A 15,995-nucleotide genomic window follows, 5' to 3' on the forward strand; every position below is an offset into this window, starting at 1 on the left:
AAACAAAAGTGCTCACCTATAATTATAAGGCGAGCACTTTTGTAATACCAGAGAATAAAGCAGCATAGGTATATAGAGGAAAAATACGTTTTACAATCAGTGTCTCCAAAAAAAGAATCCTTTTTTCTGCTTTACATCCTCGGACTTCGTTGCAGCCACAAGACGTTTAGAGCCCTGGTTCTGGTGCGCGCGGATAGTCTCATCCAATCTTCTGTATCTGTCTTCCTCTTTTTCCTCACGCAGCTTCATCAGGTAGTCAATTTCTTTGGTGACACTTTCACTGATCTGCTCATTCAGCTCTTTATTATTTTCCTTTAAAGCAGAAGTGACGATGTTACCCACAATTTTTTCAAATTGCAGCAGCTTGTCCACATTGAAATCCAGATCTGACAGCGCCGTTTCCAATACATCTGCATCGCACTTTTCGGATTCTTTTTTATCCGAAGACATTTCTTTTTTACTGTCCTTAGCGGCTCTTTCCTGTTTGTTTCCATTCTGATGGGACTTGTCCTTCGAACCTTCATTTGAAATCTCCTTATGGGGCTTCTGAGGGCCTTCAGATGATTGTTCTTTATGTTGATCTTTCTCTGGCATGGAATCAATATCCTGCTCCGGTTTATTTGCTTCATGATCTTTATCAAGTGATTTCCTGTTTAGTTTTTCTTCCAGGTGAATAATATTATCTGTATTCTTGATTTCTCTTTTTGCAATCTCCGGTATTAAAACTTTTATCGCTTTTAATTGAAATCCTCTCTCTTTGAGTTCTTTAATATTCTGGAATATACGAATATTTTCTTCTGTATAGTATCGGTGACCCAGTTCCGTCCGCGCAATGGGAAGCTCCAGCTCCTCTTCCCAATAACGCAGAACATGCGCTTCAACTGCGACCTTCTTAGCCGCATCGGAGATCATATATCTCGTCTCGTCCATTATTTCCATACGTCCCCTCCATTATAAAATAGAATCTATACAGGCATTTTGGCCATAAGCAAAAAGTAAATCTGCACATGGCTATTATATCATATTGATTCTTAGATTCAAACATGGAGATATCGCAATTAATGTCAGGAATATGCCTGATTCATCAGTATAATGCAGGCTTCGACGTATTTCCTGTTCAACGTGTTTAGTACATTGCTAATTTTTCCAAACGGGAAACCTCTTCTTTTGTTAAGATGTATTTTTCCTGTACCTTAATAAGGGGTACATTGTTATGAATGTCTTCTAATGCATTCAGCATATCACACCTGGCTTTACCTGTTGCCCGTGTTACTGCTTCCCCTACTGCCTCTTCTATTTCCGTTTTAAATAACTCCCTGATTGCTTCACACATATTATTCTTTGCCTCCTTAAACTCATTTTTATTGGATCTTATAATAAGATTCATCGCTGACTGATAGAGCTGGTTTTTTTGATTCTTTTCGTATTCCCATGATAAATTTTCAATTAGCCTTCTGTCATTTATTCCTTCATCTAATCCTCTTAACCACAGATTTTTCTCTTTTGTAAGCATTCTGGTTATGAGTAACTGCATTGGCATAATATCACCCAAAATATAAAAAATCAGCATGAATCCACTCCCTTCTTTGGATCCATTACCACAACTACTGTATGCCTCAAGATAAGAAGCGAAAGATCCATTTTATTTTTTAATCATACTCTAATGCGAGTTAATATACGGCAAGCGGGACGTGCAGATAGAATAATTAAACTTTAAACAGGAACTAATACTTACTGCAATACCTTTAAACCACCTTGCCAGGAATATCATTTAAAACACAATACTTAAATTATTTTATATGGGAATTAAAAGCAGAACTGCTCTATTAGAAATATATTTTTATTATATAACACAACATCTTAAAAGTCAACACAAATATTTATATTATATAATTTATATATTTATATTAACATATTGTATATAGATTTTATAATAAAAGCGCTCACCGTTTAAGATGAACGCTCTTTCCTTTATTTCTGCATGTTTGCAAATTTCGTGTAGTTCGGCAGCCAAACAAGTTCTATCGTGCCTATCGGACCATTTCTCTGCTTTGCAATGATAACTTCCGCAATATTGGGCCTGTCTGTATCTTTGTTATAATAATCGTCACGATACAGGAACATTACCACATCGGCATCCTGCTCAATCGCCCCGGATTCACGAAGGTCAGATAACATTGGCCGATGTTCCGGCCTCTGTTCAACGGCACGGCTAAGCTGGGACAGAGCAACCACAGGTACATGTAATTCCCTTGCAACTTCTTTCAGGGAACGGGAAATATCTGAGATTTCCTGCTGCCTGGAATCCGTTTTTTTACTTCCGGTCATCAGCTGCAGGTAGTCGATGATAATAATTCCCAGATCCTGCTCAAGTTTATATTTACGGCACTTGGAACGTAAATCATTAATTGAGATACCCGGTGTATCATCGATGATCAAATGGGATTTTCCAATAATTCCTGCACCTTCTATCAGCTTAGACCAGTCTTCATCTGACAGATTTCCTGTTCGTATGGATTGTGAATCAACCTTTGATTCCAGAGAGAGCAGACGATTTACCAGCTGCTCTTTTGACATTTCCAAACTGAAAATAGCCACTGTTTTATTTTCTTTGAATGCCATGTTCTGTGCAACATTTAATACAAAAGCAGTTTTACCCATGGATGGACGGGCTGCTATCAGAATAAGATCAGAGGGCTGGAATCCTGACGTTTTATAATCCAGGTCTATAAATCCAGTAGGGATTCCGGTAACACTTCCCTTATTCTTGGCAGCCTGTTCTATTTTATCCAACGCGTTCAGCACTACCTCTTTAATCGGAACATAATCACCCGAGGTATTGCACTGGACGATATCAAATATCTTCTTCTCAGTATCTCCCAGAATGTCTTCCAGCCTGTCCTTAGCCACATAACAGGTATTAGCGATATCTTCCGTAGTACGAATCAATTTTCTGAGCATTGATTTTTCCTGGACGATATTTGCATAGTACTTTACATTTGCCGAGGTTGGTACCGCATTTAGCAGATCCCTGACAAATTCCAGGCTGCTGATTTCAGGAGGAACTTCCTTTTCCTTCAGGCGGTCCTGTAATGTAATCAGATCCACCGGTTTGCCCTCATTATATAACTCCAGCATGGATTCAAATAAAACCCCGTATTGGTGCTGATAGAAATCTTCGCTGCTGATAATCTCGGAAGCAGTCATAATCGCTTCTCTATCCATGATCATAGAGCCAATTACAGACTGTTCTGCCTCGACGCTATGTGGCAATATTCGTTTTATGAGTGCTTCTTCCATGTCAGACTTCCTCCTAAGCTTCCTTTACTACAACCTTTAATTCTGCTGTTACTTTAGGGTGCAGCTTGATTGGAACAAGCGTAGTTCCAAGAGCCTTGACCGGACTTGTAAGCATCATTTTTTTCTTATCAATATCATATCCCAGCTGCGCCTTCGCTGCTTCTGCAATTTCTTTGGTGGAAACAGAGCCAAATGTTCTTCCGCCCTCTCCGACTTTGATGGATACGGTAACCTGCTTTTCAGCAATTTCTGCTGCAAACGCCTTTGCCTCATCCAGAATCTGCTGCGCTACTTTTTCCTCATGTGCTTTCTGAAGCTTCAGGTCATTAATATTCTTTGGTGTTGCTTCAATGCCCAGTTTTTTCGTGAATAAATTTCTTGCATATCCATCGCTGACATTTACAATTGCGCCTTTGTTTCCAAGTGATTTTACATCTTCTAATAATATAACTTTCATTTAAATCGCTCCTTCTTCTGTCATTTTAATTATTACATCCTTTAATTTGCTGATAGCCTCTTCAACCGTTGTATCTTTTAACTGGGCACCGGCTATATTCAGATGTCCTCCACCGCCCATACGTTCTGTAATGATCTGTACGTTGACCTCATCGATCGAACGGGCGCTGATATATACCTGTTTATTAAACGGTGTAAACACAAAAGATGCCTTCACACCGATAATATTCAATAATTCATTCGCTGCCTGAGCTCCCACTACCGTAGGGCTTTCAATATTTTCACTCGGACAGATACTAAATGCATAGCAGTTCAGGAACAGCTCCGCATGACGGACCGCTTCTGCTCTCGCCTTATATGCAGACATATCATTCCTGAGCATTTTACGGACTCTTGTAACATCTGCTCCACAGCGTCTTAAAAATGCTGCTGCTTCAAAGGTACGAACTCCCGTCTTTGCCACAAAATTATTTGTATCGATAATAATTCCTGCATAGATACAATCTGCTTCTATGTTTTTAAGCTTAATGCCATCCACAAAATACTGCAGTATTTCAGCAACCATCTCACAGGTTGAAGATGCATATGGCTCAATATAAGACAATACTGCATTTTTAATAACTTCACTGCTCTGGCGGTGATGATCCAGAACAACAATTGTTTTTGTCTGTTCTAAAATAGACGAGCATTCAGCCATACTTGGGCGATTGGTATCAACTACTACCACAACCGTATTGTTATCTACGATTTCTTCCGCCTGGGCATGGTTTACAAACATATCACTTTCATAATCTTTATTATTCAAAAACATATTCATCCAGGGACGAATCGAACTGTTTACATCTTCGATTACAATATGAGCCTTTTTATTCATGAGCCTCGCCGCACGGTAGACACCTATGGAAGCTCCAAAAGAATCAATATCGGTAATCTTGTGGCCCATGACCACTACATCTTCTTTGCTGTCAATAAACTCACGCAATGCGTGTGCTTTTACCCTTGCTTTAACACGGGTACTCTTTTCCATCTGCTGTGATTTTCCGCCGTAATAAGAAATTTTCTCATTATCCTTTACGACAGCCTGATCACCGCCGCGCCCAAGCGCCAGTTCTATTGCAATACGTGAAAAATCATAATTCTGTACATAGCCATTTCCATTTACACCAATACCGATACTAAGTGTAACGCTCATATCGTTGCCGATATTAACGGACTTTACTTCCTCTAATAAGGAAAACCGGTTAGATTCCAGCGTTGTTAAAGATCTCTGTCTGATAGCAATAAAATACTTATCTTTCTCAATTTTCTTTACAATACCATCCAGGCTTGTGATGTATTTATTTATTTTACGGTCTATCAGTGCCATCAACAGCGATCTGCGGACTTCCTCCACGCTCTCTAGGGCTTCATCATAATTATCAATATAAATAAGTCCGGCAACCAGTTTCTGCTCTTTATTTTCTCTTATATACTGATTTAATTCTGTTGTATCAAACAGATATACCGCAATTAAATAATTCTGGTCTTCCGGCACTTCTACAATATTTACAGAATCTGCCAGTTCCTCAATCGATACCCGCTGAAGCTGGGCACGGTAATCTTCTCCGTCAAAATGAACTTCTATGGTCTGGATATCTTCATTTTTAGGCAAGACATTAACACTGATCTCAGGAAACAGGTTTAATATATTCTTATGATATTTCGGATCTTTTCCCACCGCATTACAAAATGCCTCATTCATCCATATGATCTTACCCTCGGTGTCCAGCAAGCCATAAGGTATCGCAAATTTCTGAAGCATCTTCTTCTGTATCTGCCCATATTGTGTGGCAAACGACACAAGTTCTGTCATAATACGGGGTTTGTACAATACAAATACGCCGATAATCAAAACAATATATACCACACTGAACAGCGCTGCTGCGATCCCGGCCTTGGTATCCACTGCAAAAACTGCAATATTCATCAGCAGTAAAAACACTACCAGCGCCAGCGGCCATTGCATATATGATTTTAATCTTCCGCTATATTTAATCTTTCTATTTATCTTTTTCATAGATTGTACTCCCATACTTAAAAAAGGATAGTATTAACTACTCTATTCTATCACAAAATCTATTAGTGGGAAAGACCTTTTTATGTAGTCCTCTTTCAAACAAAATGTGATTATAGAAATCCCCTTGTTATTTCCGGTCATATTATGTTAGAATGAAGCTGTATCAAAAAACTAACGAAAACATTAAGGAGTGGAATACATGGGTGGAATATTCGGCGTAGCTTCAAAGACAAGCTGTGTGCAAGATTTATTCTTTGGAATTGACTATCATTCACATTTGGGTACCAGAAGAGGCGGTATGGCAGTCTATGGAAAAGACGGATTCAACAGGGCAATCCATAATATTGAGAATTCCCCTTTTCGTACTAAATTCGAACGGGACATTGATGAACTGGAGGGTAATCTGGGAATCGGCTGTATCTCTGATAATGAACCTCAGCCTTTATTGGTGCAGTCACATCTTGGCAGTTTTGCCATTACAACCGTAGGTAAAATCAACAATATTGACCAGCTGGTACAAAATGCATATGACAACGGCTGTACTCATTTCCTGGAAATGAGCGGCGGTCTGATTAATGCAACCGAACTGGTCGCTTCTCTAATCAATCAAAAGAGTTCTATATTAGAAGGAATGTTATATGTTCAGGAGATGGTAGAAGGCTCCATGACCATGCTGGTTATGACCCCTACTGAGATTTATGCATCCAGAGACCGTATGGGAAGAACACCACTTGCAATTGGCAAGAAGGAAGACTCCTATTGTGTATCCTTTGAGTGTTTTGCCTATGTCAACCTGGGTTACCTTGATTATAAAGAACTGGGGCCGGGCGAAATTGTAAGAATCACCCCTGAAAGTGTGGAAACCCTCAGCAAACCAAGAGAAAAAATGAAGATCTGTTCCTTCCTCTGGGTTTATTATGGATATCCCACATCCTCCTATGAAGGAGTCAATGTGGAGCAGATGCGTTACAATTGCGGACGTCTTCTGGCTAACCGGGATACGGTTAAACCAGATGTTGTTGCCGGTGTTCCTGATTCCGGAGTTGCTCACGCAATCGGTTATGCAAATGCAACCGGGATTCCTTATTCCCGCCCTTTCATTAAATATACACCAACCTGGCCCCGTTCCTTTATGCCCCCGAAACAAAGCCAGCGTAATATGATCGCGAAAATGAAGTTAGTTCCGGTGGAAGCCTTAATCCGTGACAAAAAACTGTTATTAATCGATGATTCTATCGTACGCGGTACACAGCTTCGGGAAACTACTGAATTTCTTTACCAGGAGGGTGCAAAAGAAGTACATATACGTCCTGCCTGCCCGCCTTTAATGTTCGGCTGCAAATATCTGAACTTTTCACGTTCAAATTCTGAAATGGATTTGATTACACGACGGATTATTCGTGAACGGGAAGGGGAAAACGATATCAATATGCTGGATGACTACACCAATCCGGACAGCCAGAACTATATCGAAATGATAGACGAAATTCGAAAACAGCTTAATTTCACTACCCTGCGTTACCACCGGCTGGATGATATGCTGGCTTCTATCGGCATCGAACCATGCAAATTGTGTACCTATTGCTGGAACGGAAAAGAATAAAAAGATACAGCAGCCCGGATGTTTTCTTCCCGGGCTGCTGTTTTTAACATTCAATTATAATCTGATTTCCTGTTCCTTCTATTATACTGTCTGCTCCAAGCAGTCCCGCTTTCCAGTTTTTACCTCCACCTTCTGTGGTTAGTGTAATCTTATTGCCCTCACGTCTTGCCGAAGCAGTCATGACCGTATTCCCTTTCTGGTCCGGTATTTCTACCGTCGATATTGCTCCCTCCGTAAATTCTGAAAGATAGAGTGTAACACCGTCCGCAAAATCATAAGATGCTTCTTCAGCATTATTTCCCACCGGCAGTATTGTATTCTCCTTTACCATCAGCGGCAGAGAAAAGTAATCATGCTTTTCTTTTCTCCAGGTTCCGCCTTTTCGTTTCTCACCGGTAAGCAGGTTTGTCCAGATACCCTTTGGCAGATAGTAATCCACTTCACCGGATTCTTTGAAAACAGGTGCTATCAGAAGAGAATCTCCTAAGAAAAATTGCTTATCCAGGGTATCGCAGGCACGGTCGTCGGGATATTCTATAAACATAGGCCGGTGCATGGGTATTCCCTGTTGGTGAGCTATAACTGCCTGTCTGTACAGATAAGGCATCAGGCTGCACTTGATATTTACAAATTTTTTAAGTACCTCACAAGCTTCTTCATCAAACAACCAGGGTACACGATAAGAAGAAGATCCATGAAGCCGGCTGTGAGAGGTCAGCAGTCCGAACTGGCACCAGCGTTTGTAGATATCCGCTGACGCGGTCTGTTCAAAACCGCTGATATCATGGCTCCAGAAACCAAATCCGCTGAGCGCCAGGGATAAACCGCCCCGTAAAGTTTCTGCCATAGAAAGATAAGAAGCAGAACAGTCGCCTCCCCAATGTGCCGGAAATTTTTGTCCTCCAACTGTTGCAGAACGGGCAAACAATACAGCTTCTCCTTCGCCCCGCTCTTTTTCCAGTAATTCAAACACAGTCTGATTATACAAATAGGTATAATAGTTATGCATCTTAACCGGGTCTGAACCGTCAAAATACGTGATATTCTTCACCGGAATACGTTCTCCAAAATCAGTCTTGAAACAGTCTGTCCCCATATCAAGGAGCGTCTTTAACTTGCTTTGATACCATTTTGCCGCATCCGGATTGGTAAAATCCACCAACCCCATACCCGGCTGCCACAGATCCGTCTGCCAGACACTTCCGTCGGACTTTTTAACCAGATATCCATTTTCCATGCCTTCTCTGAACAGATAGGATTGCTGAGCGATATATGGATTAATCCAAACGCAGATCTTCAATCCTCTGTCATGATACCGCTGCAGCATTCCTTTTGGATCCGGAAATACCTTTGGATCCCATATAAAGCTGCACCATTCGTACGCATCCATCCAGTAGCAGTCAAAGTGGAATACAGACAGCGGAATTTTCCGGTCAGCCATCCCCTGGATAAAACCGGAAGTAGTTGCTTCATCATAGTCGGTAGTGAAGGATGTTGTCAGCCACAGGCCGAAGGACCATGCAGGAGGCAGTGCCGGTTTTCCGGTCAGCTCCGTATATTTCCGGATTGCTGCTTTTGGACTTCCTCCCCCTATAAAGTAGTAATCCAGACGTTCGCCCTCTACCGAAAACTGAACCCGTTCCACTTTCTCACTGCCTATTTCATAGGAAACATCTCCTTCATTATCTACCAGCACACCATATCCTTTATTGGTAATATAAAAGGGTATATTTTTATATGCAATCTCGCTGGCTGTTCCACCGTCTTCATTCCACATCTCAACTATCTGCCCATTTTTTACAAAAGGCGTAAAACGTTCTCCCAAACCGTAGATATATTCATCCACATCGATAGCCAGCTGCTCCAACATATAACATTTTCCCGTCTTTCTATTTGTCATATGTGCAAGATTTCGAAAACTGCTCTCTGTCAGGAAACACTCTCCTTCGTAAAATGCCATTTTCCATCCATTTGGAGATTTGTCAATCACGGCTTTCAGGGTTCCGCTCTGATACACCAGAACATTTTCCTGATCCTGAATGGTTACATCAGGATTTGTCTCTGTAACTTCTGCAAAAGGCCCGCTGCAGCCCGCTCCCATATGATGCACTGCAGAGACTTTAATAATGCCCTCCATCGGGCTGGTTAATGTAATGGTAAGCATGGGCAGGTTCAGACAATCGCCTCTGCCTAAGATGTGACTCCCCGGTACATAGATCTGAAGAGTATTTCCATCAATTATATGTCTTGCATATTCTGTCGCATATGCCGGAGTCATTTCTTCTCTCAGCATCCAATAACCATTTGTAAATTTCATACCTACACCTTTTATCCACCGCAGGCAGAGCAGAATTTCCGCCTTTTAGTGGCTTCCCTTCTTCTATTTTTATTCAAACACTTGTACCGTAACCGGCATATGTTTTTCTAAAACACGCTCCATAAAATCAGAAATGATAAATACTGCAGCTCCGGGTGTAAAAAATATACTCATCGGCAGTGCCCAAAATAAAACCAGCACACAGGCTATTACTAAAAATACAGCCAGGGTAGTCAGAAAATACCTTACCGACATATACATTCCAAGTTTTATTATCCACCCCGCGCTCATATCAAACCGTGACAGTGCAGGAAATACATAGCATGCAGCTGCAAATACAAAGACCGATGCCAGGAAATAAAAGCAGATAAAGAATAGACCGGTATAGCTGCTGGTTTTCTGCATTAGAATTCCCATATTTAATTGGACAACAAAGGTTACTGCCGCTGTTACTGTCCATATCACGGTTGCAGGGACAAAATTCAGACGGAAAGCATGAAAGAATTCACGCAAGGCATAGCCTTTATCTTTCTTTACTGATTTTACCACACTGTAGTAAAGAGCGGTTGTAGATGCTCCTATTGTAATTAACGGAATGCAGCAGATAATCCAAAGTACTCCTAACAGCAGTAAATCAAAAATCTTTCCCATGATCCCTGTATAGCCGCCTCCAAAATCAAATAGCCGTTTCTTACCCACGTCTTTTTTCATACTTTACCTCCTCTTCAAATTCTGATTATGCCTGCTGCACCGTATGACTGCATGTAAGAAAATATTTATTACACTTAAATACTAACAGATTTCTTCCAGTGATCCCTCCCGGACAAATACAGGTATCTCATCAATCGGTGCATTTACATTGATTTCCTGCCCACCCTGATACTCTTTATTGTCATGAATATTCCGCCACTTACCATCAGGCAGATATACCTTGCGCTGCCTTTCATTTTCATATAGTACCGGTGCTACCAGAAGATCCGGGCCAAACATATACTCGTCCTCTGTGTCCCAGCATTTATTGTCCTGTGGGAAATCGTAAAATAATGGGCGCATCACCGGTGTTCCTTTTTCATGAGCTTCCTTCATGATCCTTGTAATATAGGGCTTCATCTTTTCTCTCAGCTCCATATACTTTGTACAGACTGACAGGACCTCTTCCCCATAAGACCAGACTTCATTTTCTGCTCCGCTGATGTGTTTACCACCTCCGGTTGTTCCAAGCGCCTCCTTAAAGGGTTCACGGAAACCATGCAGACGAAATACAGGACAAAATGCTCCAAATTCAAACCATCGGATCAGACACTCTTTGAATTTATCATCCTGAATGTTTCCTCCATGGAATCCTCCGATATCTGTCGTCCACCAGGGAATTCCTGATAATCCCATATTCAGCCCGGCTGCCAGCTGGTTACGCATAGAGCGAAAAGACGAATCAATATCCCCGGACCACACCAGGGCTCCGTATTTCTGAGACCCTGCCCAGGCACAGCGCAGCAGGTTTACGATATTTTCCTGTCCCTCTGCTTCCATTCCCTCATATGCCATTTTGGCATATTCTCTGGGATAGATGTTTCCCACTTCCATATCTGCCCCTTTAAAATAGCGGTAGTGGCTGTACTCATATCCGGTAAATTCAGGTTCTGCCTCATCCAGCCAGAAAATTTTAATTCCCAGATCATAATAGTTCTGACGGATTTTATTCCACACATAGGCTCTGGCTTCCGGATTTGTCGGATCAATGACACATGCATCTCCCAGCTGGCCAATCCGCTTCCCATATTCCGAGCGTGTCAGATATCCCAACTCTTCCATCTCTTTATAATTTTCACTCTGTGCATCAACCGTAGGCCAGATAGAGACCATCAGCTCGATACCCATTTCTTTTAACTCGTCCACCATTTTCTTGGGATCCGGCCAATAATCCAGATCAAACTTCCAGTCCCCCTGATTGGGCCAATGGAAGAAATCTACTACAATGACCGATATTGGCAGCCCCCGCCTTTTATACTCCCTGGCTACCTCCATAATTTCATCCTGGGTCTGATACCGCAGTTTGCACTGCCAGAATCCCATTCCATATTCCGGCATCATCGGAACTTTGCCCGTGGCATTAGCATAAGCTTCTTCTATTTCTGACGGGGAATCTCCGGCAGTGATCCAGTAATCCATCTGCCTGGTTGAATGAGCGGTCCACTCCGTCACATTTTTACCAAACGTAACATAGCCGATTGCCGGATTATTCCAAAGCATTCCATATCCTTTATTAGAAAGTACGAAGGGGATGCTTGCCTGGGAATTGCGGTGAGCCAGTTCCAGCGTACAGCCCTTCACATCCAGATATGGCTGCTGATATTGCCCACATCCATATAGCTTCTCCCCTTCATTTGGCTCAAACCGTACCATCAGACGATAGTTATCGGTATTGGGATGGGGTTCAAAGGTTCTCGGTACAATTTCAAGGGCACTGTTGAACTCCTTCCGCCCCTGGACTTCTTCCCGTATCCGCTCATATTCTTCCAGTAAAAGTTCCCCCTTATTATTTTTAAAGCGCAGTTTGCCGGTGGGTGTAATTTCACAGCGGAGTTTGCCATTTACCAGAACAGTATCTCCATTCTCCTTATATACCTTACTCTCACATACTGCCGGATCCAGTAATGCCCCGTTATCCTCTCTAAGAAACTCATGACGCTGTGTGGCACGGACACGAAAACTGTTTTCCCCCCAAGGTTCAATACATAGTAACTCCTTATCAAAACGTCTCAGTATTTTATTTCCCAAACATTTAATCATATTTATACCCATTGCATATTGCAGGCTTGCCTGCAATACTGCCACATTAAAACAGGCTGAAAGAATCACACCGTGGCATCCTTTCTATCTCATAATTTTCTTTCAACCGTATACCTCTCGTATATCGCAGTCCCGCATTCTTTCACCTATTCTTTTACTGCCCCGGCAGTCAGACCGCCAACAATATATTTCTGTAAAAAAACAAATATAATGACAACCGGAAGAACAAGGATGGCACCATATGCCATAATACAATTCCATTTTGTTCCATACTTACTCTGGAATTTATAAATATTTGCAGTCAACGGCCTCATTTCAGGTTTTACATTAAAGGTCATTGAGTACGCCAGATCATTCCATCCATTTAAGAAAGAAATAACTACAACCGTTATGATACCGGTCTTGATAGCCGGCAGCATGATCTTGAAAAAAGATTTATACACACCGCATCCGTCAATACGTGCAGCATCATCCAGTGAGGTGGGAATGGATTTAAAATATGGCCTTAGAGTAACAATAATAAAAGGTACGGTACCCGATGCAATCGCAAGTGCCGGTCCAATATAAGTCCCCAGTAATCCAATCTTATTAAAGATAAGGTACATTGGTGTCAGCATCAGGGATGCCGGAAGCATCTGGGTAACTAAAAAGGTCAGCAGGAATCCTTTCTGACCCGGAACCTTATACCGGCCCATTCCATAAGCTGCAGGTACACCGAATACCAGGGAAATACACATGGCACAGACCGCAATGCAGGCACTGTTTTTCAGCGATACCAGAAAATCCTTATCCTGCAAATTCTGAAGCCATGGATCAAAAGTAAACTGATGGGGATAATAGGTCACCAGTTTTCCAAAAGACTCCATGTCTGTCTTAAAGGACATACTGATCAGCCAGTAAATGGGAAACAGAAAAACAATTGCTATCAGCACAGAGATGATGCAGTATATTGCATTAACCCTTACTGATTTATAACGAAAAATTTGAAATCCCCTTGCCTTCATCTTTTCATTCATACTAATCGTCCTCCTTTGCAGTGAGTCTCAGGTAGAACAATCCAATGATAAATAAACAGCAGAACAGTATCATAGCCGATGCGGCCCCTTTGGAGAATTCATACTGCGTAAACGACAGCGTATAGGAATAGGTTCCCAGTACATCAGTGGAATTTAATGGACCTCCCGCCGTCATAACAAACATTAAGTCAAATGCCTTAAAAGTATAGATGAAGCCCAGCATCAGTACAGACAAGATAGCCGGTTTCATAAGCGGCAGCGTTATATGCAGAAAACGCTGGAGTTTGTTTGCACCATCCATGGAAGCACTTTCATAAATATCGTCCGATATCCCTGTAAGTCCGGAGGTTAAAAGAAGCATGTTAAATGGAATTCCAACCCAGCAGTTAACGGCTATAACCGCGATCAAAGCGGTACTGGTGCTTACCAGCCACTCTACCGGAGTATGTATCACTCCCAGTTTCATTAATAAATTATTGATTACACCCTCTGTTACGCCAAACATATTTTTACCAAGCAGTGCGGTAACGGACATTGGCATCATATAGCCAATTAAAACAAGTCCACGAATCGGTCCTGCAAAGGTAAACTTTTTAGAAAAGAACATTGCAAACAGAAAACCTATGGTAAACTGTACCACCAGACACGCGATGGTAAAAATAAAGGTATTCCGAATTACCAGCTGGAAAGTCGAATCCTGAAATAACTGCATATAATTCTGTAATCCTACAAATACGGATGCCCCTGACTTAAAGTTTTTAATATTCGTATTTTTAAAGCTGAGTATAAAGTTATAAATCAGGGGATATCCCAAAATCAGAATCATATAGAGAAATCCAGGAAGTATAAAAGTATATCCTTCAAATCGTTTCTTCTTTGCCATACTCATTTTCATAAATAATCCACATCCTTTCTATATCAGGACGGGCGCTTTCACGCCCGTCCTGTATCATTGCCCTCCCGAATTTCTTATTCCTGTACTGCAATGGGAGTCTCCTGTAGGATCGGATTAATTACTGCTGCTGCTTCTTTCATAGCTTCTTCGCCGGTTTTATTACCAAGCAGTGCTGACTGTTCTGCCGTATACAAAGCTTCAGATATTGTAGGCCATGACTCGTGAGGTCCTCTTGCTACCGCATAGTTCATTTCATCACTGAAAACTGCAAATCTTTCGTCATCTGACCATGTGGTATTCAGTGAGACGGAATCTTCACGAACCGGGAATTTGCCTGCACCTTCGCACCAGGCTGCATTGTTCTTTGCGCTGGTCATCCATTTTAAGAATGTAACGCAGGCTTCTTTTGCTTCACTTCCGGCGCAAACGCCAAAGTTCTCACCCCCGATGACAGATGCAAACTTCTTATCTTTTGGAAGCAGTGCGATCTTGTACTCAAATGCACCTTTGATCCCTTCATCAAACTGTGCCAGCTGCCATGTACCGGATTCCAGCATCGCTGCTTTTCCTGCACAAAACGCATTATAAGAATCAGACTGAGACCAGTTTACAACTTCCTTACTCATATAGCCTTTGTTTACTAACCCCGCCAGGTAGTCTAAAGCCCGGGCAGCTTCCGGTGAATCTGTGGATGCTACGTCAGCTCCTGCAGAGTACAGCCATGGAATAAACTGGAACGTTCCCTCCTCGGTACCAATTGCTGACATAGCAAAACCATATACACCGTCTGCTGCATTCGTAGTTTTGGCACATACCTCTTCAAACTCATCCCAGGTCTCCGGTGCTTTATCAAAACCGGCTGCTTTCAGCATGTCCGCATTATAAGCGATTGCCAGACAGTTGGAGTTATTGGGTATCCCATAAATATTACCGTCCGCATCCTTACAGCTGCTGAGGGGTCCGGGATAAAACTGTTCTAAATCCTTCCAGTCCTTCATTTGATCTGTAATATCTTCAAATACGCCCAAAGAAATGTAAGAAGCCATATCCGGTGAATCTACCATTCCGATATCCGGAAGTTCTCCTGATACAGCACCTATGGTGTACTGTTTCATCAGCTCTTCGCGGGAAATATACGTACATACAATATTAATATCACTCTGCATGGAGTTGTATTCTTCCACCATTTTTTCCAGTATCGGTGCTTCATGTTCAAAATAGTGCCATAAAGTAACTTCTTTTCCTCCGTTCGATGCCGGTTTACTATCCCCTGCTGCTGTATCCGGTGCCGTTGTCTCTCCTCCGGCTTCTGTGGTCTGGGCAGCCGCAGCCGGATCTGTGCCTTTTTCCGTAGCGGAACTTCCGGATGAAGAACTGCCGCACCCGCTTACAAGGCCTGTTATCATCATTCCCGCCAAAGCTGCCGCAGCCAATCTCTGATACCTCTTTTTCATAGTTTGTTTCCTCCTTTTTCGTATTTAAGATGTATTCATTATAATAATATTAGTTTAAATGATAAACTTAATATTTTAAGATAACGGATACAATTTTAAGATACAATT

At 41.9% G+C, this 15,995-nt stretch carries 12 protein-coding genes; 1 reads left to right on the forward strand and 11 read right to left on the reverse strand.

Annotated elements, in window-relative coordinates:
* Window positions 1-96 precede the first annotated feature (96 nt).
* The 5 genes from QR40_RS19135 to QR40_RS19155 all read right to left on the reverse strand — a co-directional run bounded on the left by QR40_RS19135 (window position 97) and on the right by QR40_RS19155 (window position 5,812).
* The gene (locus tag QR40_RS19135; protein WP_081998988.1) at window positions 97-930 is read right to left on the reverse strand and encodes a helix-turn-helix domain-containing protein; all 834 of its coding nucleotides are present in this window, start codon (window positions 928-930) and stop codon (window positions 97-99) included.
* A 196-nt stretch (window positions 931-1,126) separates the two neighbouring features.
* Window positions 1,127-1,570, reverse strand: a complete 444-nt coding sequence (locus tag QR40_RS30060; protein WP_052430946.1) for a hypothetical protein — start codon at window positions 1,568-1,570, stop codon at window positions 1,127-1,129.
* 401 nt (window positions 1,571-1,971) lie between these two features.
* A complete protein-coding gene (dnaB, locus tag QR40_RS19145) occupies window positions 1,972-3,300 on the reverse strand; it encodes a replicative DNA helicase (protein ID WP_027295198.1) in 1,329 nt (442 codons plus the stop codon).
* Window positions 3,301-3,313: 13 nt separating this feature from the next.
* On the reverse strand, window positions 3,314-3,757 hold the full coding sequence (gene rplI, locus QR40_RS19150) for a 50S ribosomal protein L9 (RefSeq protein WP_027295199.1): 444 nt from the start codon (window positions 3,755-3,757) through the stop codon (window positions 3,314-3,316).
* Window positions 3,758-5,812, reverse strand: a complete 2,055-nt coding sequence (locus QR40_RS19155; RefSeq protein ID WP_027295200.1) for a DHH family phosphoesterase — start codon at window positions 5,810-5,812, stop codon at window positions 3,758-3,760.
* Between the two features lie 199 nt (window positions 5,813-6,011).
* On the opposite strand from QR40_RS19155, the gene QR40_RS19160 reads away from it, so the two are divergent.
* On the forward strand, window positions 6,012-7,415 hold the full coding sequence (locus tag QR40_RS19160; protein WP_027295201.1) for an amidophosphoribosyltransferase: 1,404 nt from the start codon (window positions 6,012-6,014) through the stop codon (window positions 7,413-7,415).
* A 43-nt stretch (window positions 7,416-7,458) separates the two neighbouring features.
* Here QR40_RS19160 and yicI read toward each other — a convergent pair whose 3' ends face one another.
* The 6 genes from yicI to QR40_RS19190 all read right to left on the reverse strand — a co-directional run bounded on the left by yicI (window position 7,459) and on the right by QR40_RS19190 (window position 15,887).
* On the reverse strand, window positions 7,459-9,732 hold the full coding sequence (yicI, locus tag QR40_RS19165; RefSeq protein WP_044296405.1) for an alpha-xylosidase: 2,274 nt from the start codon (window positions 9,730-9,732) through the stop codon (window positions 7,459-7,461).
* 69 nt (window positions 9,733-9,801) lie between these two features.
* Window positions 9,802-10,443, reverse strand: coding sequence for a YesL family protein (locus QR40_RS19170; RefSeq protein WP_044296406.1), 642 nt, complete (start codon window positions 10,441-10,443; stop codon window positions 9,802-9,804).
* 81 nt (window positions 10,444-10,524) lie between these two features.
* A complete protein-coding gene (locus tag QR40_RS19175) occupies window positions 10,525-12,522 on the reverse strand; it encodes a glycoside hydrolase family 31 protein (RefSeq protein WP_044296450.1) in 1,998 nt (665 codons plus the stop codon).
* Between the two features lie 146 nt (window positions 12,523-12,668).
* On the reverse strand, window positions 12,669-13,538 hold the full coding sequence (locus QR40_RS19180; protein WP_242858563.1) for a carbohydrate ABC transporter permease: 870 nt from the start codon (window positions 13,536-13,538) through the stop codon (window positions 12,669-12,671).
* Between the two features lies 1 nt (window position 13,539).
* Window positions 13,540-14,433: a carbohydrate ABC transporter permease gene (locus QR40_RS19185; protein WP_044289541.1), complete on the reverse strand. Its 894-nt coding sequence runs from the start codon at window positions 14,431-14,433 to the stop codon at window positions 13,540-13,542.
* A gap of 74 nt (window positions 14,434-14,507) precedes the next feature.
* Window positions 14,508-15,887: an ABC transporter substrate-binding protein gene (locus QR40_RS19190; RefSeq protein ID WP_044296407.1), complete on the reverse strand. Its 1,380-nt coding sequence runs from the start codon at window positions 15,885-15,887 to the stop codon at window positions 14,508-14,510.
* Window positions 15,888-15,995 lie beyond the last annotated feature (108 nt).

The sequence above is a fragment of the Robinsoniella peoriensis genome (assembly GCF_000797495.1).
GTDB lineage: Bacteria > Bacillota > Clostridia > Lachnospirales > Lachnospiraceae > Robinsoniella > Robinsoniella peoriensis.

Coding starts and splice junctions, on each gene's coding strand:
- QR40_RS19135 (WP_081998988.1), bottom strand. CDS start 930: ATGGACGAGACGAGATATATGATCTCCGATGCGGCTAAGAAGGTCGCA.
- QR40_RS30060 (WP_052430946.1), bottom strand. CDS start 1,570: ATGCTGATTTTTTATATTTTGGGTGATATTATGCCAATGCAGTTACTC.
- dnaB (WP_027295198.1), bottom strand. CDS start 3,300: ATGGAAGAAGCACTCATAAAACGAATATTGCCACATAGCGTCGAGGCA.
- rplI (WP_027295199.1), bottom strand. CDS start 3,757: ATGAAAGTTATATTATTAGAAGATGTAAAATCACTTGGAAACAAAGGC.
- QR40_RS19155 (WP_027295200.1), bottom strand. CDS start 5,812: ATGAAAAAGATAAATAGAAAGATTAAATATAGCGGAAGATTAAAATCA.
- QR40_RS19160 (WP_027295201.1), top strand. CDS start 6,012: ATGGGTGGAATATTCGGCGTAGCTTCAAAGACAAGCTGTGTGCAAGAT.
- yicI (WP_044296405.1), bottom strand. CDS start 9,732: ATGAAATTTACAAATGGTTATTGGATGCTGAGAGAAGAAATGACTCCG.
- QR40_RS19170 (WP_044296406.1), bottom strand. CDS start 10,443: ATGAAAAAAGACGTGGGTAAGAAACGGCTATTTGATTTTGGAGGCGGC.
- QR40_RS19175 (WP_044296450.1), bottom strand. CDS start 12,522: ATGATTAAATGTTTGGGAAATAAAATACTGAGACGTTTTGATAAGGAG.
- QR40_RS19180 (WP_242858563.1), bottom strand. CDS start 13,538: ATGAATGAAAAGATGAAGGCAAGGGGATTTCAAATTTTTCGTTATAAA.
- QR40_RS19185 (WP_044289541.1), bottom strand. CDS start 14,433: ATGAAAATGAGTATGGCAAAGAAGAAACGATTTGAAGGATATACTTTT.
- QR40_RS19190 (WP_044296407.1), bottom strand. CDS start 15,887: ATGAAAAAGAGGTATCAGAGATTGGCTGCGGCAGCTTTGGCGGGAATG.